This is a genomic window from Parabacteroides sp. PF5-9 (assembly GCF_029893105.1).
GTDB lineage: Bacteria > Bacteroidota > Bacteroidia > Bacteroidales > Tannerellaceae > JARXWG01.
The window spans coordinates 13,329-36,446 of record NZ_JARXWG010000005.1; the positions used below are offsets into that span (position 1 = coordinate 13,329).

The window sequence follows — 23,118 nt, forward strand, 5'->3', positions numbered from 1 at the left end:
GTCAGACATAAAACATAATCATATGAGACGTATACTACTTACATGGATGCTGATTGGTGTGTGTGGATTAATTGTAAGTCCGCTGACAGCTCAGGAAAAAGAAACAGTTGTGTTGATGGATACCAGTATGGGAAAAATCAAAGTGAAGTTATTCAATGATACTCCCCTGCACCGGGATAATTTCATCAAACAGGTGAACGACAAAGTGTATGACGGGCTTTTATTTCACCGGGTAATCCGTCATTTCATGATACAGGGAGGTGATCCGAACTCCAAAGATGCTCCTACTGATGCCAAACTGGGTGATGGCGACTTGGGATATACCATTCCGGCCGAAATTGTTTATCCGAAATACTTCCATAAACGGGGTATGCTCTGTGCCGCCCGCACCTCCGATGAAGAAAATCCGGAAAAGGCATCCTCAGCTTCTCAGTTCTATATTGTCACAGGCAAACATCTGACGGAAATGGAACTGGATAAGTTGGAGAAAAATGAAAATAAAACCTTTACTCCCGAACAACGTCAGGGATATATGCTGGAAGGTGGGACGCCTCATCTGGACGGACAATATACGATCTTCGGAGAAGTGATCAGCGGTATGAAAGTGGTTGATAAAATCCAAGTAGTAGACATAAACGTAGAGAGCCGCCCTTTAAAAGATGTCGTTATCAAATCGGCTAAAGTGGTCGAGAAATAACAATTGTTAGCTTTTAAAACAACCCCACAATGGTTCATCCGGTAACGGAGCAATTAGTTCGATCGGTTGCTTGGATACCGGATGTACAAATGCAACCTGGCGAGCATGTAGACTGATCCCGCCGTTTTTATTTGAACGGTCGTACCCATATTTCAGATCACCTCGGATGGGTGAGCCCATTTTGGCCAGTTGAACCCTGATCTGATGATGGCGGCCGGTTTTCAAATCGATCTCAAGTAAATAGTAATTCTCCGACTGTGCCAATAGTTTATAATGAAGGATCGCTTTTTTCGAATGTGGCTTTTCGGTATCATACGCATAACTTTTATTCTGTTTCTCATTACGCACCAGCCAGTTTTCGAGTACCCCCTCTTCCTTCGGAGGTCTGTTCTTAACAATTGCCCAGTATGTTTTTTTCACCTCACCTGTACGGAAAAGTTCATTCATACGCGACAAAGCCTTACTCGTTTTGGCAAACAACACAATCCCGCTTACCGGACGATCCAAACGATGCACCACACCCACAAAGACATTGCCCGGCTTATTGTATTTCGCCTTCAACCATTCTTTTAGCTGCTCAGAGAGAGGGATGTCGCCCGTTTTGTCTCCCTGAACAATTTCATTACACGTCTTGCTAACGCCTATCAGATGATTATCCTCGTAAAGTATTTCCACCGGAAAAAAGATTAAAAATTAAAATGAAGAATCAAGCCTGTTTATACAACCCTTAATTCTTCATTTTTCTATTTTTTATGTTTCATTCTATTAGGTGTTCATCCCACCGCATACAGGTATCACTTGTCCTGTGACATACGAAGACAAGTCGGAAGCAAGGAATGTCGCCACATTAGCCACATCCTCCGGTGTTCCGCCACGACGAAGCGGAATTTGTTTCGCCCATTCGGCCTTAACCTCTTCAGACAATACCGCTGTCATTTCAGTAATAATAAAACCCGGAGCAATGGCATTGGCACGAATACCTCTCGAACCCAATTCTTTGGCTACACTCTTAGCCAAACCAATCATACCCGCTTTAGAAGCCGAGTAATTACTCTGCCCGGCATTCCCTGAAACACCTACAACAGAAGCCATATTGATGATACTTCCGTTTTTCTGTTTCATCATAATAGGAGTAACCGCATGAACAAAGTTAAATGCCGATTTTAAATTGACATTGATCACCATATCCCATTGCTGTTCCGTCATACGCATCATCAGACCGTCTCGTGTAATACCGGCATTATTCACCAGAATATCGATATGTCCGAAGTCTTTATGAATTTCAGCTATGACAGCATGAGCATCCTCAAAATTGGCCGCGTTAGAAGCATACCCTTTTCCTTTTACACCAAAAGCTTCAATCTCTTGCTGAGTCGCCAACCCATTTTCGTCGATCGCTAAATCAGTGAATGCCACATCAGCTCCTTCTGAAGCGAACTTCAATGCGATAGCCTTACCTATCCCGCGTGCAGCACCGGTTACTACGGCAACCTTCCCTTCTAATAGTTTCATAATATATTTAGTTAGTTATTTATTACAAGAAAACAGAAAAAAACACTCAACCCCTCGCTTAACATTTTATTAAACAAGCACCTGCCGAATACCCTCCTCCAAAGACTGTTATAGCGACTAAGTCATCCTTTTTAAAGAGACGACTATTTTGTGCATATACCAATGCCGAACTCACCGAGCCGGTATTTCCCAACTCCTCAATGTTATGCAGGAATTTCTCTTCCGGCAAGTTCAACTGTTTGGCGATATTAGTCATAATACGCATATTCGCCTGATGCCCGATAAAATAGGCCAGATCGTCAAATGAATATCCGTTCTTTTCCAACAAATACAATACATTCTTAGGCATATAGGTACACGCCTGGATAAAAACATCACGTCCTTCCGGCATCATAATTCCTCCGTCACGCGGACGTAGCTGAACCCCTTGCGGTCCTTTACCCAAATGACCTAATCCTTCTGTATATATATCCAGAACACGAGGCTCTTTGCCGGTGATTGGCTCCTTAGAGATAAAAAACGCTGTTGCCGCATCCCCCCATAAGTGTCCGGCTTTCGGATCTGTCTCATTATAGTATGCCGAGTTTTTATCTGCTGACAACACCAATGCTTTCGACGCCTTGCCCATCGCAAAATAACCCTCTATGATTTCCAAGGCATTGACGAAAGACGAACACGCCGATGAGACATAAAAAGCTTTTGCTTTGGATAATTTAAACTCTTGTTGAGCAACATGAGCCGCCGTTGCAACGGTATCATATGGAGAATAAGACGCTGAAATAATCAGATCGACCTCCGTTATATCATAGGGCAACCGGGGTAAAGCATCATGAACGGCAGCTAAACTCATTGTCGTTATATTCTCTTCCGGTTTGGCTTTCGATCGGGTGACTATACCCGTGCGTTGTTCAATCCACTCATTCGTTAACCCGTTTAACTCTAAAAAATGATCGTTATGTACCCGTTCTTCAGGTACATAAACACCTGTAGCATTTATAAACATCCCTGTTTTTACTTAATCTTTATTCCGTTGAATATCAAATTTATTACATTCTCCCGGCGTCTTACCCGCTGACTGATATTATCACCCATTACACCTCGTATGTACGGCACTTCCAATCCTTTCAAACAATGATGAAGAACCAAAGCGGTTACATGGGTATCGGGCATTCTGAAAACCCCTTCTTCTACCCCTGCATCCAGAATGCCTTCTATAATCTCTATTTCGCGTATATCAAAACTCTTACGAACCTTCTCCACACGCCAAATATCCCTGAAAAAATTAGCCCTCAATGTACCGTTACGAAAAACCAACGCTTTCACAGCATCCAGTCTCGTATAAATAAAGGTGATTAATTTATCGTCTGCCGGCAGATCCTTTTCAGCCACATCCAAAAGCATCTTATGCAATTTATCCAACTCCGACTCCACCACAGCCAGATAAACCTCATTTTTACTCTTAAAATAGGTGTAAAGTGTACGCCTTCCTTTTCGTGAAGCTTGTGCTATATCATTCATGGTGGTGTTGTCCACACCCATGCGAGCAAACAATTGTCTGGCCACATCCACTAACATATCCCGTGTTTTTGACACACTCACCGGCATAATAATTGCACATTTTGATTAAAACTGTGCGCAAAGTACTTAAAAAAGATTGTATCTACCAAGTATATCAAAAAAAACTTGGCAGAAATTTGATATCATAGAAAAAAAGCCTACCTTTGCAGTCGCAATCAGAAATGATCGCAACTATATCGCGGAGTGGAGCAGTGGTAGCTCGTTGGGCTCATAACCCAAAGGTCGTAAGTTCGAGTCTTGCCTCCGCAACAAATTCGGAAGAATCGCTTTTCAGCGATTCTTTTTTTTGTTTCTACATACCCAATCAATCCGGGATCACCCCGGATCTTAAACTATTTTTTTCGATAGACAAGGAGAATATACAGATGACAATTTGTTATTTGAACATTTTGTCATTTTATCCCTTCCGAGAATCATCTATTTGAGGTTCACCTCGATCACACGCGGAAATAACGCCAGGATTCGGAGTTTATTTTTGCATTATACATTGAGTTTCATGGTTGCAGTCCTATTTTTATCGATCTGAAATAATGACTATTCCAGAAAAGAAACAGCCGGTTTTGAGTCCGTTTTTTGCCCATTTCAGTCCCCTTTTAAAATTTATGCTAATGATTTTTTTAACGGTTAAGAGCATCCTCCAAAATCATCTGCATGATCTGTTGCATTCATGCAAATAAATTCCCGAAAAAACCAACATAAATAGTCAAAAACAACCCGATTTTCACCGAAAATACTTAAAAAAACCATCTATTTGCCTAAAAACGACCAAAGCACGAGTTAGCAAAAAATGCATTTTCCCCAACTTATGTTATCAACCAACCCTTTTCAACATCATATTGTAAATCTAAAAATACTCCCCTCCCCTCTTACACTCTCCACAGCAAGCGTACCGCCATGCTTCTCGATCAGTTCTTTACAGACGATCAGCCCCAGGCCGTTTCCCTGTTCTCCGGAAGTCCCTTTCTGTGATTGACGGCGGTTGATCTGGAACATTTGATGGAGTTGGTCGGAAGAGATGCCGATACCGGTATCACGGATGATAAAAGTGTGATTTTTGCCGGTTTGTTCTACGTATAAGGAGACGAGTCCGCCTTTGTGAGTAAACTTTACGCCATTTGTCAATAGGTTACGGACGATGGTCGCCACCATGTTCCGGTCGGCAGTCAGGATCGTGTTGACGGGTATCTCTATATGCAGGAGAACGCCTTTGTTTTTAGCCATATTGTTTAACAGGGATATATCGGTGGCTAATTCCGTTGCCAGATCAAAAGCCGTAGGCGAATAAGGCATACGTCCGGTCTGTACCTGCGCCCAATTGAGCAGGTTATACAATAGTTCAACCTGACTGTCTGCCGACTTGAGTAACTCATTGTAGTAGGTCGAGAGCGACTCCGTGTCCCACTCTTTGGCATAATCGATCAACATTTGTAACGCTTCACGCTGGGCGATGGCGGGGTTTTTCAAGTCATGGGAGATAATACTGAAGAACTGGTCTTTGGTGGCGTTCATTTCGGCCAGTACCCGGTTGCGTTTGGTTCGAAGAGCCAGGACATACCAAAGGAGTATCAGGATAATAAAGCAAACGATAAATCCGGATAACAGAATAAAGCGGTGCAGGTTCTGTTGCTTGATCACATGCTGCTGCCGTTCGATTTCCAACTCTTTTTCGGCTGTTTGATATTGAATGTGGAAGTTGTTGAGTTGGTGCTGTGTCTCTTCCTTTTGCAGTTGTTTGAATAGTTCGGTCGATTTTTCTAAGTAATTGAGTGCAAGAACAGGATTCTGCGGTTTATGCAACGTATAAAGTCTATCGTAAGCAAGCATAACATCTTCCGACCGGTTGTTTTTCTCATTTTCAGCGACAGCACGCAACAGGTATTTTTCGGCATGAGCCTGACTGATACCGCTTTCGAGGTATATATCGCCCAGATGCAACAGACAGAGACTGACAAATTCGCTGAATGCATATTCCTCTGATGCCGTTAAAGCAATATTCAGCCGTTCAATGGCTTCACCCCATTCCCGTTTTTTCTTATGGATCAACGCCATGGCTATCCAGCAATCGATTTTGAACGAAATCCGATCCACCTGTTCGCATAACAAGTAGGACTCCTCGATACAGTCCCGGGCTTCCTCAATCCGATCCAGATCGATATAGAGGTTACACAATGCGTTCAACGACCAGATAATCATTCGGGTATTCTCCAGTTCGCGGTTAATTACCAACCCTTTTTTGATACAGTCGATTGCCGACTCATTATTCTGATTATGTGTATGAAGGCTACCCATACACAATAAGCTGTTGGCAACCATTGCCTGATCGCCGATAATTGTGGCGATAGCCAAACTCTCTTTCAGGCAGTCGAGTGCTTTGTCGAATTGCCCGGTAGAGGCGTAGTTTACATACAGGTTTTGCAATTTATGGATGATACGTGTGGAATCATTTATCTGGCGATAGAGGCTAAGACTCTTTTCGTTGTGAAAAATCGCTTCCACATAATTGCCCCGGTCGGAGTAGTAGAGTGCCATTGCGCCATAAATAATCGCATCGATCAAATGCGGAGTCTCTTTTTCTGTCAGAGGATTGATCTTATCGATATGCCCAAGTGCATGAATACGATCGGCAAGCTGGTTGGCCATTTCTACATGTGATCGGCCTTCGCTTTGGGAGAATACGGAGAACAGGCTATCTACATCCTGCCCCAATGTCAGGGTAGAAAAACTAAAAGAGAACAGTATGCCGATCAGGATTTTAATTCCTTTATTCTTTAAAAGCTTCTTTATCCTCTTTTTGTTTATCGACGATTTATCCAACCGTTTTTCGACATTTCGAACCCCTTCTTCTTCCGACAGCCAGTTGTCACTTTGCTCGATCAATAAGTCGCAGTAACGTTTTGTTTTTTCAGCTAAGGAGATAATCTCTTTTTTGTCCGGTTTCTTTGTCGCCATAATCTATAGAATTTATATCGACAAAGTTCGATACCGTCGAGAACCGCAACAATGAGTAAAAATACTCAATCTGTCTAAGTAATATTACTTAGTACAAACTGTTCAAAAAGGTTATAAAACGCGAGTTCGACATAAAAACAGGCTTTGAATGGAAGAAGATGGAAAGAGGTTCTCTTCAAATTTTGCCCTATTTGAAACTTGTTCATTATATAGTGAACCAAAAGCGGCTTCCTTTTCCCTCTTCACTTTCCACATGAAGGGTGCTTCCGTGTTTTTCGATCAGCTCTTTGCAGACGAGAAGACCGATTCCGCTACCGTGTTCACCGGCTGTTCCGGTTTTTGAGCGTTGACTGTCGAGAAGGAAGAGAGTTTTCATCTGTTCTCGGCTCATGCCTGTGCCTGTATCGGTAACAGAAATCCGACAATGACTATTCTCTTCCGGTTGTATCTCCAAGGTGATACATCCGTCTTTACCTGTGAATTTCACGGCATTGGTCAAGAGGTTACGCACAACGGTCGTCAGCATATTCCGGTCACCCGTCACCATAGCGGTATCGGGCATTTGAACACCCAAGGTAATTCCTTTCCGGTCTGCCATATTCCTAATCAGGGCAATATCCAAATGCAACTCGGCAGTCAGATCGAAAAGTGCCGGTTTGTAAGGCATCCGTCCGGTTTGCACCTGTGCCCAGTTCAGGAGATTATAAAGCAACTCGACCTGTCCGTCTGCTGATTTAAGAAGTTCTTCATAGTAAAGAGAGAGGGACTCTGTGTCCCATTTCCCCGAGTGAGCGATCAGTTGCTGTAGTGCATCACGCTGTGCGATCACAGGATTCTTCAGGTCGTGTGAGATGATACTGAAAAATTTGTCTTTGGTGGTGTTAATTTCGGCCAACACCCTGTTGCGTTTGTTTCGCAGATTGACAATAACCATGAGCAATGCCACCAATATTCCAGCGATAACCAATCCGCCGATAAATACATATTGCCGGGTTTTATGCTTCTCTATTTCGGCCTGTTGGCGCAGGATTTCAACATCTTTTTGCTGTGTGTCATATTTGACTTGAAACTCATTGATTTGTTGTTGGGTAGACTCCTGAAACAGCGAGTCGTTCAAGGCGATAAATTGCTCCAGTGTCGAAAGGGCAAGCTGTGGCTGATCCGTCTGTTTGTATAATTGATGGAGTGTATTCAATGCTTCGCGTTTACTTCTTCTGATCGTATACGCTTCGGCCAGCGCAATACAACGGGTCAAGACATCAATACCCTCTTTATACCTTTCCTCTTTCAGATAGAGCCGCCCCAGCGACATCAGCGAAACAACCTCCATCCGTTGATTTCCTTTTTTTTCAAAAAACTGAAGTCCTAGGCGGAAACTCGCTTCTGCTTGTTCCAAACTATCGAGTGCAAAATAGATATCTCCTTTGATATTCAGGTGTACGGCAATACGATCTCCCTTTACACCCTCATTCAACGTTTCATCCATGGCCAACGCTTCTTCAATGAGTGGTAAGGCCTCTTTGGCTTCACCCAATAAGAGTGTCTCTTTGGCAAGTGAGGCCAATCGGTTAGCGTAATAGAGCGGACGTGCCAGCACACGTTCCATATCTATGGCTTCCTGAAAAAAGCGAATAGCCGCTTCATGTTGTCCCCACTGGCTATGCACGATACCCAAACTATTCAACGTCACACTAAGCCCCTCTTTATCGTCTATCTCTTTTTCATATACATAACATTTCATCAATAGTTGAACCGATTTCTCATACTCCCCCAAATAATGGTAGTTGATTGCCGCATCACCATACATGATATCGGCCGACAAAAATTCACCCACCTGTTCATAAAGTTTTGCCGCCTCCAAATAAAACAATGTGCTTTTGTTGTAATCCGAATGTTGGTGTTTGGCGTAATATCCCATGACTTCAGATATAATGGCCTGCTGGTGTTTCGTCGACAGGTTATTGTCTATTTGAAAAAGCGTATCCACATAATCTAGTTCGTACACCGTCCGGGCAATCTCATTGGCAAGTACAATCTGCTTATTTCGACTGGATTGGGTGTAAAGCGAAAACAAGCTGTCTACATCTTGTGCACACAACACAACGGAAAAAAGAAATAACAGTGCGAGAAGTAATTTTATTTTATTCATAACTGATCAGATTTAGAACTTTTGCAGATTACTCCAAGCTGACTATTCCATGTTTCAGTGCATATTGCACCATCTCCATCGTGTTGTTGATACCAAGTTTGCGGAAAATATTGTTCTTATGGTTATCTACCGTGCGCGAACTGATACAGAGTCGGTCGGCAATCTGTTTACTTAACAATCCATCACGACAGAGGAGTATAATCTCCTTTTCTCGTTCGGTAAACTCCGGTGTGACTTCGGCGGTTCGTTTTTTGGAGACATAGATCTTGTAGATAATGGCGGAAATATCATTCCCGAAATAGTCAAAACCGTTCATAATCGCGCGGATGGCCTGTGCGATCTCATCCGCTCCTCCCTGCCGTTTGCTGATAAACCCTTCGATGCCAATATCCAACATCTCCTGTATGACATCGGCCGTGTTTTCGGCGGAGATCGCCAATACTTTTATAAGGGGATACTCCTTTCTGATCCTTCGGGCAATTTCTATTCCGGTCATATCGGGCAGGGCTATATCCAGGAGGATAATATCCGGCGTTACGGTTTCAAGCAGACGGAACAAGGCTGAACCGCAATCTGCTTCACCGGCGATGCAAATATCGGTATGCCCATTCATGATCGCACTTTTTATCCCCAGACGAAACAGGGCGTGGTCATCAACTAAAATTGTGTTTATCATAAAAGTAAAAGAACAAGATTTATTTTGAAAATCAAAGCGTAAGATACTGTCTATCTTTCACAAATCAAAATCTGAAAAAGATTTTCTATCTCTTTCCCTCGTTCTATTAAGCAAAATTACTTAGTCCAATTTGAGTAAAATTACTCATTGACAGGTTTTTCCCCGGCACATACTTTTGTGGAGTGAACTTTTCATTGGTGCAATCCAAAAAAGAAGAGTAACAAACAAACAACTACTAAATATGACAATTATGAAAACAAAGTACATCTTAGGAATGATCCTTTCCGCGGCAGTCTGGTTGACCGGATGCGAGTATGACGACAATGAATTATGGGATACAGTAAACGGTCAGGCCGTGCGCATCGCTGCATTGGAGCAATGGCAAAAGACGGTGAACAGCAACATCTCCACTTTACAGGGGATTGTTTCGGCACTTGAGTATAACGACTATGTAACGAAAGTGACTCCATTTGACACTCCGGCACCGGGCGGCTACACAATCGCATTCGCCAATAACTCGCCAATCACCATCTATAACGGCACTGACGGAAAAAACGGCACTGACGGAAAGGATGGTGCAGACGGAAAAGACGGCTCGACACCCGTTGTGGGAGTGAAGGAATATCCCGCCAAAAGCGGAGTCTACTATTGGACGGTAAACGGTGAATGGCTTTCCATCGACGAAAAGTCCCCAGACAAGAAGATACCCGTGACGGGTGAAAAAGGTAGAGACGGAGCGACACCGAAGCTGGCTATCGGCACCGATAACTACTGGTATATCTCAGCCGACGGCACAGCCTCCGGTAAGGCCCCGGGTGCAGGTTGGGCAAATACAGGCGTGAAAGCCACCGGAGACAGAGGGGCGGATGGCGCCAAAAGCGATAACATTTTCGCCTATAACGGCGTAGACAATACCCACCCGGATTATGTGCTATTCAAACTCGCCAACGGAGAGATTATCTCCTTACCCAAATACAGAACCCTTGGTATCAGTTTCAGTCAGCCGGAAATCTTTATACCAAACAAAGAACAAGTGATCTCATTCATTGGAACAGGCACGACAGAATCGACCAACATCTGGGCGATAGATATTCCGGAGGGATGGAGTATATCAGTCAATCTGTTGGCTAAAACAATCACTATCACACCTCCAAAGACAATTGGCCCGGCTAATTCGGGAGGCACGTCAACGATACTGGTTGCCGACGGTGACCGGGTAACGGCCATGTACAGATTGACACTCAATTCCGTATCCAACAACGAGAAAGGCTCCACCTATTATGAAAACGGCAAAGCGACGGGTATGATCTATATCCCTACCGGGGAGCCCCGCGATGGCACAGGCCGCATAATAAGCCTACAAGAATCAACGGCAGCGTGGGCAGAGAGTGGATATGACAATGATCAGACGGGATGCGACTCTTACACAAACGGTCGATTGAATATGGCGGCAATGGCCACCTATATCCGCGACAACGATAAATCGTGGAGTAATTTCCCCGCATTCGAATGGATACATACGATGAACGGTGGCACAGCCAACTATACGTCTGACGCTACGGGTCTTTGGTATTTCCCAGCCCCAGCGGATTTACAATATTTATTATGTGCGGCAGCCGAAAAGCCGTTGCAGACCTGGTCCTGGCCTGACAGTGATAATCCAAAGAAATATTTAGCTCCGTTTACATTTGACTTGACGACATTTAATGGTTGGCTGACGGCTAATGGCGGGACAGCACTCTCCATTAGTGAGGCAAAAGCCTACCGGTTGTCCAAAGAGCAAGAAGTTGGTGGTGATGATGGTAAGTACTACTATATGTGGTGTATCAGTTTCTATGAAGGAGAAACAGCGAACACTGCCTATAAGGAATATAGTAAATACTCTCTCACCCGGGCTATCCTGGCATTTTAACCCACTGATCGATGCGTCTCCTCCGCGTGGGGGAGATGTATCGGTGTCATTATTTCAACGCGAAATTCTTTTTGAAATATCCTCAACAAAAACAACTCAAAAATGAAGACAAAAGTATTTTTTATAACATTGTTGCTTAGCCTGTTTAGTATAAACAGCGGTTATGCGCAACTGGGTAACGCTTTGAAGAAAGCGAAAGAGAAAGCAAAGGAGGTCGTAAAGGATACGACAAAAGAGACGGTTCTGCCCGAAAGTAAGACAGAACAGGCTCAGGAAAAAGCAACAACTCCAGACGCTGATTCCAGACAGAAAGCCAGTTCGGGAAATAAACTCAAACCTTCTGCTGCCGCTATTGCTGCCGATCCAAAAGCCAGCGACGAAACGATTGAAAGTGGCTTTACCAGATCTCATAGCGAGATACGTGCTCATTACGAACAACTGTCGGACAAGGTCTATTATAAACCCTACTACGCTGACGAATGCAACTATTTTTATGCGCTCGGAGAAGAACAGCAACAAGTATTTCAGACGGAATTGAGTTATGTCGAGCAGACTTATCAGGCTGCCCGCAAATTTGCACACATAAAGATCATACAGCCAATAAACTATCGGAATTACGTGAAAGTAAAAATACCGGCTTACCGCGAAAATCCCGCGCGTGAAGGGTACGCTGTCATAGGGCAACATGCTGTATATGCTTACTTTGCCCAATTCGCAGCCGATCCCGAAGGTTTTTACCCGTACCTGAACTTTGTTTCCGCACGCGTGGCTCATACGGCACTCAGCTTCTTTAAGGTGGCCGAGTGGATGAACAGAAATGGCGAACAATGTGAGTGTGCGATCACGCTCGAAGACGGCAGTAAAGCCCAATTAGTAGAAAGTTTTCAGGGGTGGAAACTTAAAATGAACGATGAATTTTTCCGCTTAAACAAGATACTTAACGAACAAACCCCCTTTAATACCATTGGAAAAGCGGCGGTCGGTGTCTTGCAGCAAATGAAAAAAGCGGAAAGCGATAGCAATTTACCGATACTGCGTATGTATTTCCACCGGTATGAAACCATCATAGACGATTTGATGAATCATCCCCAAAAAGTAGAAGAAGAGTCATATTTTATGCTTGTACGCGAATACAACGCATACAAGGAAAAATACGAAGGATGGGCTGCTACCACAAAATCAGCCAATAATTATAATCCGACAAGCGCACAAACGCAATCAAACAGTAACTCCAACGAAACCAAAGCGGCGGTCGACGACAAGGAAGGGGTTGTTATTAACGGTATCAAATGGGCGATCTCTAATATCGCCGCTCCCGGCACCTTTGCCGCCAAACCCGAAGATGCAGGTTTGATGTACCAATGGAACCGGAAAAAAGGCTGGCATGCAACCACACCAAAGAATTTCGAAGGCGATTGGATTAATAAAGAACAAACCGGCAAGGTATGGGAAAAAGCGAACGACCCCAGCCCGGAAGGATGGCGTATACCAACCTTAGCCGAAATGCAAAAGTTGTTGGATGAAACCAAAGTGACTCAAGAATGGATAACTGTAAACGGAGTACCGGGAAAGAAATATACGGATAAAGCTTCCGGCAAGTCTATTTTTCTTCCGGCTGCAGGTAGTCGCCACCAGGGTAATGGTAATCTCAACAAGCTGGCCGGTGACAACGCTTCCGGAGCCTACTGGAGTAGCGAGGCTACTGTTCAACGAAATGCCCACTGTCTGACCTTCGCCAAGACATTTTCAAAAGCAGATAATTACTCGGCTGCAAATGGCAATTACGGTTATTGCCTCCGTTGTGTGAAAAAATAAAATGAACAAAAAAACAATGATATTATGAACAAAATATGCTTTTTTAGAACCTTAATGGCGATAGTCATTATGTTCACAACAGGTACAGACGCACAAGCGCAAGGGTTGAAAGGCCTTGTAAATAAAGTTAAAGATAAAACAGGACAGACGGCTACCAAAGAGGGCGGAGGTGCAGTAGCCGGTAAAGCGGTCATGCTTAAACAACCCTGGTCGGTAGGCGAGAATGGGACAGGGAGTGTACAGGCGACATTTGCAGATGGTGTCCTGACGATCTCAGGAACAGGGCGAATGAAAAATTTCGATGTCACCATGCATTCCGACAACCGTCCGTGGGGCGCACATGCCAAGGATATAACGACCGTAATCGTGGAGGAAGGGGTTACCCGTGTCTCATCACCTGCTTTCTATAGGTGTGAAAACATCACATCGGTCTCTCTGCCCAGCACATTAACAAGCATTGGCGGAAGCGCGTTCTATGGGTGTAAATCTTTGCCTACGATTACGCTACCCAAGAGTTTGACTGATTTCGAAACGGGACAGATACAAACCGACCAGGGAACAAAGGAGCGAGCTGGTCTGTTCGAGCAGTGCACAACGCTTAGCGAAATTAAGGTAGAGGCCGGAAATGCGAAGTACAAAGCCATAGACGGCATACTGTATGAATTCTTTAGTAACAAATGGCGATTGAAAGCTTATCCGGCAGGACGTTCGGCCACTAAATTTACCATTCCCGACAATACACCGGTTATACAGACAGGCGCTTTTGCATCATGTCAGGCAATCAAAGAAGTCATATTACCTGCCAGTTGCGGAACCATCGATGAGGTTGCTTTCAAAGACTGCGTGAATCTGCAATCACTCACCATGAATCAGTCGTCGGGAGTCGTCTCTTTGAGCCGGCATGCCTTTCAAGGTGTAGAGATGACGAAAGTTAAGTTCATCGTTCCCTCCAAACTCCTCAACGACTACAAAACCCGCCCCGACTATGAGTGGAGGGATTGGGCCGATCAATTTACAGGGAAATAATCATGGATATAGGTATACTCAACTCAATCAGCTCCCGGCGGGAAGCACTCTGCGCGCATTACAACCTGCCGGAAGATGCTGAGCGAAAAGTAGCGGAACTATTTGCCCGGATCGAACGGTTCGGGCAGACCTGCTGCGATCAGGCGGACTTTGAAAAGCAATTCCTTATTTCTGAACTGAACCAGATATATACGAATTTTTTTACGGAATTTGCGCCTTATGTAAAAACACCGGAAGGAACAATAACAGTGGAAGAGCAACAGCAACAAGCGGCTAACGAATTAGCAGAGTCGGTTGTGAAAAGCCAGGCGAAACGAACTGTCAAAAGCGCTTTTGTGCAGATGCTTCCCCGACCTCTTTACGACTGGTATATCTATGGCATATACAATATTCCGATACTGGGTCGCATCCTGGGAGCGAAGAATAATATTGAACAGATTAAGCGTTTAAAAAAGAAGTAGTCATAGTTTGACTACTTCTTTTAGGGTTTCCGGGATGACGAATTCAGCGCATTTTATCGATTCGAGCTTTTTACGTCCCAAATCAGTTAACGTAAAATACATCTGACGTTTATCGTCTTTCCCGACAATACGCTTGATAAGCTTTTTCTTTTCAACCGACTTTATAACCTTCGATGTGTTCGAGTTGCTTAGTCCCAGAACTCCTGCCAGTTCGTTTGAAGAATATCTCTGATCGTTGAGCGAGCATAATAACATCCCTTCGTTCAGGCCCAGGTCGTATGATTGTTGGAAGTTTAATTCAAATTCATAAATGGCCCTGTACACATCCCTGATCTGACAAAGGGTATTGACTTGTGAATTGTTCATATTGTCTGCCATCATAGTATAAGTTTATACTTTTATTACTCTTTTAATAAGACGTTATCGATCGCCTCTTTCAACTGCTGCTTAGGTAATGCGCCTGCAGCCATCTGAGGCTGTCCGTTCATCGGAATAAACAACAACGACGGAATACTTCTTATCCCAAAGACAGTAGCGAGTTCGGATTCTGTTTCCGTATTGACTTTATAAATATAGATACGATCGCCATATTCTGCGGCCAGTTCTTCCAATATCGGAGCTATCGCTTTACATGGGCCACACCAGTCTGCATAAAAATCGATCAATGCCGGTTTGTCCCCTAAATACTGCCACTCGGAATTGGTCTCAAAATTAGCAACTTTTGATAAGAAATCTGCTTTTGTTAATTGTAATGTTTTCATTTTATTCTCTTTTTTAGTTATTTCTTTCATTTGATTTTTTGCTTCTGTCTTGTTTGTACAAGAGATTAACCATAGCGCTATTAGCGGGATGAATAAGACGATCTGTTTCATTTTTCTTTATTTAAAATTAGACCAGCTTCCGCCATTGTATACCTCCAGAAATCCATTTGATCTTAAAAGAGCAACCGCACCACGACTGCGCATACCACTGACACATACAGCAATAATCGGTCTGTCTTTCTCCAATTTGGATAGATTCGTATTCAAACGATCCAAAGGGATATTCAGGGAATTTACTACTGCTCCTTGCTGATACTCTTCTTCTGTGCGAACATCCAGAAGTATCGCTCCGTTCTCTAATAATGTTTTGTAATCGGCCTTCTCCTCTAATCCGAACAGCCTACTGATAAATCCTGCCATAATGTTTTTTTATTATTGTTCTTTTACTTTATCTCTTTTAAATATTCCGCCTAATAAACCGCCCATCACGACTCCATACAATGTACTCATGGTAGGCGACGAAGTTATGGGGCAAGTTCCGGTATTGCATCCGATGTACCTCCAATAGAGATATCCACCTACAGCCCCCAATAGAGCCCCTAAAAGATACGTCCAATTGTTTTTTATACGATTCACACTTCCTTATTTTGAGGTTTCAGCTGCAAAGATATTAATTTATTTCTAACGGAAACCATTTCTTTGAGAAATAATTTTACAAAAGTGCATATTTGCTGAAAACAAACCAATTATAACACATATTCCAACTAAAACAATACTTATTAAATATATTTTCCTCAGGAAACTTGTTTCTTTGGAATATATTGTTTTCCTTTGCATCATATTTCCAATGGAAACTAAATGGAATATCTAATAAATTAAGAATAGAATAGAGCAAAATGAAAAGGACAACTATTATTACATTAAGCGCAATATGGCTTAATCTCTCGGTTCAGGCGCAAAACAATCAATACATTACGGCAGATCAGGCGGTAAGTATGGCGATCGAGAATAACAGCCATATAAAGATGTCGGATATGGATCGGAAAATCGCCAACGCCGACTTTCATCAGACAGATGCGATTTTTCTGCCCCAGATTACATTGGGATATACGGCATTGACAACGAATAATCCGTTGAATGCTTTTGGTTTCCTATTACAGCAAGAATCGGTTACGACGATGGATTTTGATCCTGCAAAATTGAACCATCCGGGTGCTACACAAAACTACGGCACTCAGGCCGAGGCAAAACTACCTCTTTTGAATCTGGATATGATTTACGCCCGTAAGGGAGCCCGGGCGCAGGAAGAGATGTACAAATACAAAGCTGAACGAACAAAAGAGTACATCGAGTTCGAAGTGCGAAAAGCATATACGGGATTGCAAATGGCTTATCAGGCACGGGAGATCCTCCGGAAATCGTTCGAAGATGTGAAGCAGATACACCGTTCAGTGACGAATTTTCACGATCAAGGTTTGATACAGAAATCGGATGTATTGAACGCTCAGGTTCAAGTCAACACCATTGAAAGCGCTTTGGCCAGAGCTGAAAGCAATATACATAACGCCTCTAATGGACTTCGTCTGTTGATGGGGTTGGCTATAAGTGATGAAGTATATACGGCTGATTCATTAATACAGAAAAAGGAAATATATCCCGAAACGACTCTTTCGCTGTTCCGCTCAGATATTATGGCGCTACAGAAAGCCGTAGATGCAACAGATATGATGGTGAAATCTTCCCGGATGACCTTTCTTCCACGCATTAATGCCTTTGGTTCGTACAACTTGAATGACTCCAAAGCTTTTAAGTTCAGAAACGATTCGTACCTGGCCGGCATCAACCTGAGTTGGGATATCTTCTCGGGCAACCGCAACCGGAGTAAAATGAAGTCGGCACAATACCAAAAAGGTCGAATGCAGGAAGAACTGAATCTGCATATTAAAAAAGAACAACTCGAATTGGACAAGGCCAGACGCGATTTGAACGACTCGCAAACAGAAATCGACAAACAACAGATAAGCGTTGAACAGGCGGAAGAAGCTTTGCGTATTCTGGCTGATCGCCACAACGAAGGTTTGGCAAGCACCACCGATCTATTGATGGCGCAAGCTCAGTTCTCTCAACAGAAACTTTTGCTTTCACAAGCCATTATGTCCTATAACGTTATAGAGGCATACCTCCATTTTTTATCGACAACTAAGAACTAAATAAAAATAGACAGATATGAAGATTTCAAGAAACGCAGTTTTAGGTATTGTAGCAATATCCTTGTTTTATGCCTGTTCATCGGCCGATGAACAAAAAGAGAAAGGCCAGGCGGTCGTAAATGTAGAAGCCTACTATCCGACACAGTCGACAAACAACGGTTTCTACCTGAGTGGCGAGATCACTGCCCGGCAAACAGCTGCCATCAGCACACGCATGATGGGCTACATTAATAAGATACACATCAAACCCGGTGATAAAGTTTCAGCAGGACAGTTATTGGTTTCGATCAGTAGCGATGAGGTACAAGCCAAAAAGGCACAGGTACAGGCCATGATTACCGAAGCCGAAGCCGCGGCTAAAAATGCCGAACGCGACTACGAACGCTTCCAAACATTACGCGCGCAAAACAGCGTATCGGACAAAGAATTGGAAAACGTAACCTTACAACATACGTCTATGCAGGCCAAGGTTCAGATGATGCATCAACAGATGAATGAAGTAAATGCAATGTTGGCCTATACAGATATCCGTGCACCATTTTCAGGAACAATTACCCAAAAACTGATGGACGAAGGTAGTATGGCCAATCCGGGAATGCCTATCCTGATGATGGAGCAAAGTGGCGAACTACAGATCGTAGCGTCGGTACCTGAAAATTACATCCCATACGTGAAAGTCGGAGATGCGGCTCAGATAGAAATCAAGTCGTTAGGTACAACTATTTCCGGAAAGGTGTCGGAACTTAGCCCTTCCGCCTACCGCACAGGAGGACAGTATGCCATAAAGCTGGCTATCGACACCAAAGACAAGGCAAATATCCATTCGGGCATGTATGTGAATATACTTATCCCCAATAAGGTTAAAGAGGATACTGCTTCAAAGATACTGATCGATAAAAAATCTCTTGTATACCGCGATCAGCTTACGGGAGTCTATGTCGTAGACGACCGTAGTGAAGCGAACTTGCGCTGGGTTCGGCTGGGCAAAACAAATGGGAATCAGATAGAAGTACTTTCGGGTTTAAATGCCAATGACAAGGTAGTATTAAGCGCTGATAGTAAGTTGTATAACGGAGTAAAAGTATCAGCATCTAAATAAAAGGAGTTATGGAAAACGGAATTTCAGGAAAAATAGCCAAGGCATTCCTTCAATCGAAACTGAGTGTTTTGCTCTTTATCGCTTTTATGCTCTTGGGGCTGTTCAGTATATATCTGATCCCGCGTGAGGAAGAACCGCAGATCGATGTTCCGATGGCGGATATTATGGTGGGTTACCCCGGTGCGACACCACAGGAGGTAGAATCGAGAATCATGCAACCGCTTGAAAAGGTGGTCTCTAATATCAAAGGGGTCGAACATATCTATTCGACTTCCATGAGCGATATGGGAATGTTTACCGTACAATTTTATGTAGGCGAAGACGTGGAACGCTCGTTGGTAAAACTTTACAACGAGATCATGAAGAACATGGATCGTATGCCGGAAGGAGCCACTATGCCGCTGGTAAAATCGCGGGCCATAGACGATGTCCCTGCATTGGCATATACGCTCTGGAGTGAAGAGATGGGCGATTACCAATTGCGCCAGGTAGCCGAAGTGGTGGGTGATGAGATAAAGAAGATACCCGACGTCGCTCAGGTCAATATTGTCGGTGGACAGAGCCGCGAAGTAAAAGTCATGCTCGACAAGGACAAAATGGCACAAAGTAGACTCGATTTTGGGGCGATCACCCAGGCTTTGCAGGCAAACAACGCGCAGATGCAGAGCGGTAATATCATAACCGGTGACCAGGTTTACTCGGTACAGACCGGTAACTTCTTTGCCGACGTGGAAGAGGTAAAACATCTGATCGTAGGAACGAACGACAATCAGCCCGTATATCTTTATCAAATCGCCGAAGTAGAAGACGGCCCCGAATTGCCTAAACAATATGTTTCGTTTGGTTATGGTGCCGCAGCGAAAGAGAAAAAGGATATTATGCCCGATGATTACTCGGCAGTAACTATTTCGATAGCCAAGAAGAAAGGAGCCGACGCTATGCAGTTGGCGGAAATAGTAAGCGACAAAGTAGAACATTTAAAGAAAGAGGTGATCACCAATGATGTATATGTGGAAGTAACCCGTAATTATGGAGAAACGGCTTCCGATAAAGTATTCGAACTATTGTCGCATCTTTCGATCGCAATCGTCATCGTCACCCTGTTTGTGATGCTGGCGATGGGTTGGCGCGGCGGATTGGTCGTATTCCTTTCCGTACCGGTGACCTTCGCTCTGACGTTGTTTGCCTATTACTTCCTGGGATATACCCTCAACCGTATAACCTTGTTTGCGTTGGTATTTGTAACAGGCATTGTGACCGACGACTCCATTGTGATTGCCGAGAATATGCACCGCCATTTCAAGATGAAGAAACTGCCACCATTGCAAGCAGCCCTGTATGCGATTAATGAGGTGGGTAATCCGACTATCCTGGCAACACTTACCGTGATTGCCGCTGTACTGCCTATGGCTTTTGTTTCTGGAATGATGGGACCTTATATGAGCCCGATGCCTATTGGTGCATCTATCGCGATGACTTTCTCGTTAATTATTGCATTGACACTCACTCCTTATTTCGGTTATCTATTTCTTCGCCATAAAGAGAAAAAGGGAGAGAGAAAAGGAGAGATACAGGAAGAGAAAGATTCCGACCTGCGTGAAACAAAGATGTACCGGCTGTACGCCAAGACCATTACTCCATTTTTGGAAAACAGAAAATACCGTTGGGGCTTTATGATTGGGTTGACCGTGATTCTATTTGCGACCTTCTCATTGTTCTACACCAAAGCGGTTCCCGTGAAGATGCTTCCTTTCGACAATAAGAACGAGTTTCAGGTAGTTATCGATATGCCCGAAGGTACGACTTTGGAACGCACGGCAGCTGTCACTAAAGAATTGGCGGTGTATCTGAGCCGGAACGCGATGGTAACGAATTACCAGACCTATGTAGGCACTTCGGCTCCGATCAGTTTCAATGGATTAGTTCGCCATTACGATATGCGTAAGGGGGATAATGTAGCCGATATACAGGTCAATCTGATAGGCAAAGGAGAGCGTAGCGAACAGAGTCACGATATAGCCTCTTCCGTGCGTGCCGATTTACAAGCTATCGCGAAGAGATACAACGCCAACGTAAAGGTGGTAGAAGTGCCTCCCGGTCCTCCGGTGATGTCGACTATCGTCGCCGAAATCTACGGCCCGGATTATGAACAACAGATCGATGTTGCCCGTCAGGTAAAGGATATTCTGGCGACAACCGACAACGTAGCTGATGTCGATTGGTCGGTAGAGGATACACAAATCGAATACAAATTCGAAGTCGATAAAGACAAGGCCATGCGGTTGGGGATCCCCAACGCACAAATCGCTCAGAACCTGCGTGCCGCATTGTCGGGTATGTCCGTGGGGGTATTGCACCTCCCTGCTTCCGTCCAACAGGTTGGGATTGTACTTCAATTGCCCGAAATAGAAAAAGCAAGCCTCGAAGAGGTATTAAATCTGAAAGTCGTCAATCAACAGGGAATGGCTATTCCAATCAGCGATCTGGTAACAGTAACCCAGGGCGAAAAGGCAAAAAGTATCCAGCGTAAAGATCAGAAACGGGTGGTCTTTGTGTTGACCGAAGTGGCCGGAGACTTAGAAAGTCCGATCTATCCGATCACCACCGTATCAGATAGGTTGTCCGAGATAAAGCTACCCGAAGGATATACGCTGTCGGAAGAATACAGCGAACAACCCCGATACGAAGATAATTTCGCCCTGAAATGGGATGGTGAATGGCAGATTACTTACGAAGTCTTCCGCGACCTGGGTTTAGCTTTTATGCTGGTATTAATAATTATATACACCTTGATTGTAGGCTGGTTCCAGAACTTTATCACACCGCTGGTTCAGTTGGCCGCCATACCGCTCTCCCTGATCGGGATTATTCTTGGACATTGGATCTTTGGTGCTTATTTCAGTGCCCCTTCGATGATCGGGTTTATTGCCCTGGCCGGCATTATGGTACGCAACTCCGTGTTGTTGATCGACTTCATCGACATCCGTCTCAAAGATGGTGTCCCATTGAAACAGGCGGTGATCGAATCGGGAGCCGTGCGTACAACCCCTATTATATTGACCGCCGGAGGTGTGGTATTGGGAGCGATTGTTATGTTATTCGATCCGATCTTCCAAGGCCTGGCTATCTCTCTGTTGGGTGGAACGATCACTTCTACTGTACTGACATTAATTGTCGTACCTCTATTATATTTCAAGATGTTAAAGAAAAAAGTGAACTAATTATGAAACTACTGATCGTATTAAGTATCAAAGAACACCAGGAGCGGGTTGCCAGCCTGCTCCAGGATGCCGGAGTGAAACGTTTTAGCGTAACCGACATCGTTGGTTATAAACGGAAAAAGGAAAATCTGGGCTGGTTTGCCATCAATTCCAATGCGGCGAAGACAAACTCCATTATGCTCTTCAGCTTTCTTGAAAAAGAGATCGCCGATAAAGCCCTTGCGGAGATCGATAGCTGCAATCTGGAAACGGAGAACCCTTTCCCGGTACATGCCTTTATTCTTGATGTTGAAAACTTCTCTAAATTATTCTGATTATGAAACGTGAATATATTATCCGCATAGTTGCCGGTACCATGGTATTGGCCGGTATTTCCCTGGCTTATTTTGTCTCCATCGGGTGGCTGTTACTGCCTGCCTTTGTGGGGGTGAACCTTATACAATCGTCGTTTACCGGGTTTTGCCCCTTGGAGATGATACTCGATAAATTGAATATTAAATAGTAATCCAATTATGAATAATAGCCGGTTAGCAATTCGTGAAGCAAATAATTTCAGTATGAATAGTACGGACTTCTGTGTGTATTTCCGCTATTTATACTCCCATTTGCAAAATAATTTATCTCAGGATGAAATACTTGAGTTTTTCAAACAGATTTCTGTTGATATGGAGAATTTTATTCTGTCCAAATATCAACAAGAAAAAAAATATCGCAAGTCGAGGCAAGATGAGCTTTTCGAAAAGTTCATCGCCGCCTTGCGGTTGCACTGTTCCACCGAACATAGTCTCAAATTTTATGCCGATAAACTTTTTGTCTCCCCTCAATATTTATCGAAAGTGGTAAAAGATGTAAGTGGCAAAACGGCAAGTGTATGGATCGCAGAATTTGTCTTATTGGAAGCAAAAGCACTATTGACACACACCAATCTAACCATTCAGGAAGTCGGTTTTAATATGGGATTTGCCGATCAATCTTCATTTGGCAAGTTCTTCAAGAAAAATGTAGGGATGTCACCCAAGAAATTTATTCAACAATTGGCTTAACCCCTCCTC

Annotated in this window: 22 protein-coding genes and 1 tRNA gene; 12 read left to right on the forward strand and 11 right to left on the reverse strand. The window is 43.8% G+C overall.

The genetic code is table 11. The features are described from left to right. The first annotated feature begins 22 nt into the window (after positions 1-22). Positions 23-697, forward strand: a complete 675-nt coding sequence (locus tag M2135_RS04165) for a peptidylprolyl isomerase (RefSeq protein ID WP_280747344.1) — start codon at positions 23-25, stop codon at positions 695-697. Between the two features lie 6 nt (positions 698-703). Here the strand turns inward: M2135_RS04165 and M2135_RS04170 are convergent, their stop codons facing one another. The 4 genes from M2135_RS04170 to M2135_RS04185 all read right to left on the reverse strand — a co-directional run bounded on the left by M2135_RS04170 (position 704) and on the right by M2135_RS04185 (position 3,814). Then, on the reverse strand, positions 704-1,372 hold the full coding sequence (locus tag M2135_RS04170) for an RluA family pseudouridine synthase (protein ID WP_280747345.1): 669 nt from the start codon (positions 1,370-1,372) through the stop codon (positions 704-706). A 90-nt stretch (positions 1,373-1,462) separates the two neighbouring features. After that, positions 1,463-2,209: a 3-oxoacyl-[acyl-carrier-protein] reductase gene (fabG, locus tag M2135_RS04175; RefSeq protein ID WP_280747346.1), complete on the reverse strand. Its 747-nt coding sequence runs from the start codon at positions 2,207-2,209 to the stop codon at positions 1,463-1,465. 58 nt (positions 2,210-2,267) lie between these two features. Continuing rightward, complete coding sequence (locus M2135_RS04180) at positions 2,268-3,212, reverse strand: ketoacyl-ACP synthase III (protein ID WP_280747347.1); 945 nt, start codon at positions 3,210-3,212, stop codon at positions 2,268-2,270. Positions 3,213-3,220: 8 nt separating this feature from the next. Then, a complete protein-coding gene (locus tag M2135_RS04185) occupies positions 3,221-3,814 on the reverse strand; it encodes a TetR/AcrR family transcriptional regulator (protein ID WP_280747348.1) in 594 nt (197 codons plus the stop codon). A gap of 150 nt (positions 3,815-3,964) precedes the next feature. Here M2135_RS04185 and M2135_RS04190 point away from each other — a divergent pair. Next, positions 3,965-4,036, forward strand: a tRNA-Met gene (locus M2135_RS04190). A gap of 582 nt (positions 4,037-4,618) precedes the next feature. Here the strand turns inward: M2135_RS04190 and M2135_RS04195 are convergent. From M2135_RS04195 to M2135_RS04205, 3 genes are all read right to left on the reverse strand, one after another. Next, a complete protein-coding gene (locus tag M2135_RS04195) occupies positions 4,619-6,736 on the reverse strand; it encodes a tetratricopeptide repeat-containing sensor histidine kinase (protein WP_280747349.1) in 2,118 nt (705 codons plus the stop codon). Positions 6,737-6,941: 205 nt separating this feature from the next. After that, positions 6,942-8,885 (reverse strand): ATP-binding protein, encoded by a 1,944-nt coding sequence (locus M2135_RS04200; protein WP_280747350.1) that lies wholly within the window; start codon positions 8,883-8,885, stop codon positions 6,942-6,944. A 28-nt stretch (positions 8,886-8,913) separates the two neighbouring features. Beyond that, positions 8,914-9,561 carry a response regulator transcription factor gene (locus M2135_RS04205; protein ID WP_280747351.1) on the reverse strand — a complete coding sequence of 216 codons (648 nt, stop codon included), beginning with the start codon at positions 9,559-9,561 and terminating at the stop codon, positions 8,914-8,916. Positions 9,562-9,811: 250 nt separating this feature from the next. Between M2135_RS04205 and M2135_RS04210 the strand changes: the two genes are divergently transcribed. The 4 genes from M2135_RS04210 (at position 9,812) to M2135_RS04225 (ending at position 14,775) form a co-directional block, all read left to right on the forward strand. After that, positions 9,812-11,473 carry a PL29 family lyase N-terminal domain-containing protein gene (locus tag M2135_RS04210; protein WP_280747352.1) on the forward strand — a complete coding sequence of 554 codons (1,662 nt, stop codon included), beginning with the start codon at positions 9,812-9,814 and terminating at the stop codon, positions 11,471-11,473. 102 nt (positions 11,474-11,575) lie between these two features. Beyond that, positions 11,576-13,288 (forward strand): FISUMP domain-containing protein, encoded by a 1,713-nt coding sequence (locus tag M2135_RS04215; protein ID WP_280747353.1) that lies wholly within the window; start codon positions 11,576-11,578, stop codon positions 13,286-13,288. Positions 13,289-13,312: 24 nt separating this feature from the next. Further along, a complete protein-coding gene (locus tag M2135_RS04220; RefSeq protein ID WP_280747354.1) occupies positions 13,313-14,314 on the forward strand; it encodes a leucine-rich repeat domain-containing protein in 1,002 nt (333 codons plus the stop codon). Positions 14,315-14,316: 2 nt separating this feature from the next. Further along, the gene (locus M2135_RS04225) at positions 14,317-14,775 is read left to right on the forward strand and encodes a hypothetical protein (protein ID WP_280747355.1); all 459 of its coding nucleotides are present in this window, start codon (positions 14,317-14,319) and stop codon (positions 14,773-14,775) included. On the opposite strand, the gene M2135_RS04230 is transcribed toward M2135_RS04225, so the two are convergent. From M2135_RS04230 to M2135_RS04245, 4 genes are read right to left on the reverse strand one after another with little or no spacing between them, the layout of a single operon-like run. Further along, a complete protein-coding gene (locus M2135_RS04230) occupies positions 14,776-15,153 on the reverse strand; it encodes a winged helix DNA-binding protein (protein WP_280747492.1) in 378 nt (125 codons plus the stop codon). A gap of 23 nt (positions 15,154-15,176) precedes the next feature. Next, entirely contained in the window at positions 15,177-15,647 is a 471-nt protein-coding gene (gene trxA, locus M2135_RS04235) for a thioredoxin (protein WP_280747356.1), read from the reverse strand. 6 nt (positions 15,648-15,653) lie between these two features. Then, a complete protein-coding gene (locus M2135_RS04240) occupies positions 15,654-15,956 on the reverse strand; it encodes a rhodanese-like domain-containing protein (RefSeq protein WP_280747357.1) in 303 nt (100 codons plus the stop codon). 12 nt (positions 15,957-15,968) lie between these two features. Continuing rightward, positions 15,969-16,172, reverse strand: coding sequence for a DUF6132 family protein (locus tag M2135_RS04245; protein ID WP_280747358.1), 204 nt, complete (start codon positions 16,170-16,172; stop codon positions 15,969-15,971). A gap of 260 nt (positions 16,173-16,432) precedes the next feature. Here M2135_RS04245 and M2135_RS04250 point away from each other — a divergent pair, with 260 nt between their 5' ends. From M2135_RS04250 to M2135_RS04275, 6 genes are read left to right on the forward strand one after another with little or no spacing between them, the layout of a single operon-like run. Beyond that, complete coding sequence (locus M2135_RS04250; protein WP_280747359.1) at positions 16,433-17,746, forward strand: TolC family protein; 1,314 nt, start codon at positions 16,433-16,435, stop codon at positions 17,744-17,746. Between the two features lie 16 nt (positions 17,747-17,762). Further along, on the forward strand, positions 17,763-18,845 hold the full coding sequence (locus M2135_RS04255; protein WP_280747360.1) for an efflux RND transporter periplasmic adaptor subunit: 1,083 nt from the start codon (positions 17,763-17,765) through the stop codon (positions 18,843-18,845). Between the two features lie 8 nt (positions 18,846-18,853). Beyond that, on the forward strand, positions 18,854-22,066 hold the full coding sequence (locus M2135_RS04260; protein WP_280747362.1) for an efflux RND transporter permease subunit: 3,213 nt from the start codon (positions 18,854-18,856) through the stop codon (positions 22,064-22,066). Between the two features lie 2 nt (positions 22,067-22,068). Beyond that, positions 22,069-22,380 (forward strand): hypothetical protein, encoded by a 312-nt coding sequence (locus tag M2135_RS04265; protein WP_280747363.1) that lies wholly within the window; start codon positions 22,069-22,071, stop codon positions 22,378-22,380. A gap of 2 nt (positions 22,381-22,382) precedes the next feature. Further along, positions 22,383-22,568, forward strand: a complete 186-nt coding sequence (locus M2135_RS04270) for a DUF2892 domain-containing protein (RefSeq protein WP_280747364.1) — start codon at positions 22,383-22,385, stop codon at positions 22,566-22,568. Between the two features lie 10 nt (positions 22,569-22,578). Next, positions 22,579-23,109: a helix-turn-helix domain-containing protein gene (locus M2135_RS04275; RefSeq protein ID WP_280747365.1), complete on the forward strand. Its 531-nt coding sequence runs from the start codon at positions 22,579-22,581 to the stop codon at positions 23,107-23,109. Positions 23,110-23,118: the final 9 nt, after the last annotated feature.

What these genes read in the sequence shown, in the direction of transcription:
- M2135_RS04195 (WP_280747349.1), bottom strand. Translation starts at nt 6,736, where the DNA reads ATGGCGACAAAGAAACCGGACAAAAAAGAGATTATCTCCTTAGCTGAA.
- M2135_RS04225 (WP_280747355.1), top strand. Translation starts at nt 14,317, where the DNA reads ATGGATATAGGTATACTCAACTCAATCAGCTCCCGGCGGGAAGCACTC.
- M2135_RS04185 (WP_280747348.1), bottom strand. Translation starts at nt 3,814, where the DNA reads ATGCCGGTGAGTGTGTCAAAAACACGGGATATGTTAGTGGATGTGGCC.
- M2135_RS04220 (WP_280747354.1), top strand. Translation starts at nt 13,313, where the DNA reads ATGAACAAAATATGCTTTTTTAGAACCTTAATGGCGATAGTCATTATG.
- M2135_RS04230 (WP_280747492.1), bottom strand. Translation starts at nt 15,153, where the DNA reads ATGGCAGACAATATGAACAATTCACAAGTCAATACCCTTTGTCAGATC.
- trxA (WP_280747356.1), bottom strand. Translation starts at nt 15,647, where the DNA reads ATGAAACAGATCGTCTTATTCATCCCGCTAATAGCGCTATGGTTAATC.
- M2135_RS04270 (WP_280747364.1), top strand. Translation starts at nt 22,383, where the DNA reads ATGAAACGTGAATATATTATCCGCATAGTTGCCGGTACCATGGTATTG.
- M2135_RS04200 (WP_280747350.1), bottom strand. Translation starts at nt 8,885, where the DNA reads ATGAATAAAATAAAATTACTTCTCGCACTGTTATTTCTTTTTTCCGTT.
- M2135_RS04205 (WP_280747351.1), bottom strand. Translation starts at nt 9,561, where the DNA reads ATGATAAACACAATTTTAGTTGATGACCACGCCCTGTTTCGTCTGGGG.
- fabG (WP_280747346.1), bottom strand. Translation starts at nt 2,209, where the DNA reads ATGAAACTATTAGAAGGGAAGGTTGCCGTAGTAACCGGTGCTGCACGC.
- M2135_RS04165 (WP_280747344.1), top strand. Translation starts at nt 23, where the DNA reads ATGAGACGTATACTACTTACATGGATGCTGATTGGTGTGTGTGGATTA.
- M2135_RS04210 (WP_280747352.1), top strand. Translation starts at nt 9,812, where the DNA reads ATGAAAACAAAGTACATCTTAGGAATGATCCTTTCCGCGGCAGTCTGG.
- M2135_RS04240 (WP_280747357.1), bottom strand. Translation starts at nt 15,956, where the DNA reads ATGGCAGGATTTATCAGTAGGCTGTTCGGATTAGAGGAGAAGGCCGAT.
- M2135_RS04260 (WP_280747362.1), top strand. Translation starts at nt 18,854, where the DNA reads ATGGAAAACGGAATTTCAGGAAAAATAGCCAAGGCATTCCTTCAATCG.
- M2135_RS04255 (WP_280747360.1), top strand. Translation starts at nt 17,763, where the DNA reads ATGAAGATTTCAAGAAACGCAGTTTTAGGTATTGTAGCAATATCCTTG.
- M2135_RS04215 (WP_280747353.1), top strand. Translation starts at nt 11,576, where the DNA reads ATGAAGACAAAAGTATTTTTTATAACATTGTTGCTTAGCCTGTTTAGT.
- M2135_RS04180 (WP_280747347.1), bottom strand. Translation starts at nt 3,212, where the DNA reads ATGTTTATAAATGCTACAGGTGTTTATGTACCTGAAGAACGGGTACAT.
- M2135_RS04265 (WP_280747363.1), top strand. Translation starts at nt 22,069, where the DNA reads ATGAAACTACTGATCGTATTAAGTATCAAAGAACACCAGGAGCGGGTT.
- M2135_RS04275 (WP_280747365.1), top strand. Translation starts at nt 22,579, where the DNA reads ATGAATAATAGCCGGTTAGCAATTCGTGAAGCAAATAATTTCAGTATG.
- M2135_RS04250 (WP_280747359.1), top strand. Translation starts at nt 16,433, where the DNA reads ATGAAAAGGACAACTATTATTACATTAAGCGCAATATGGCTTAATCTC.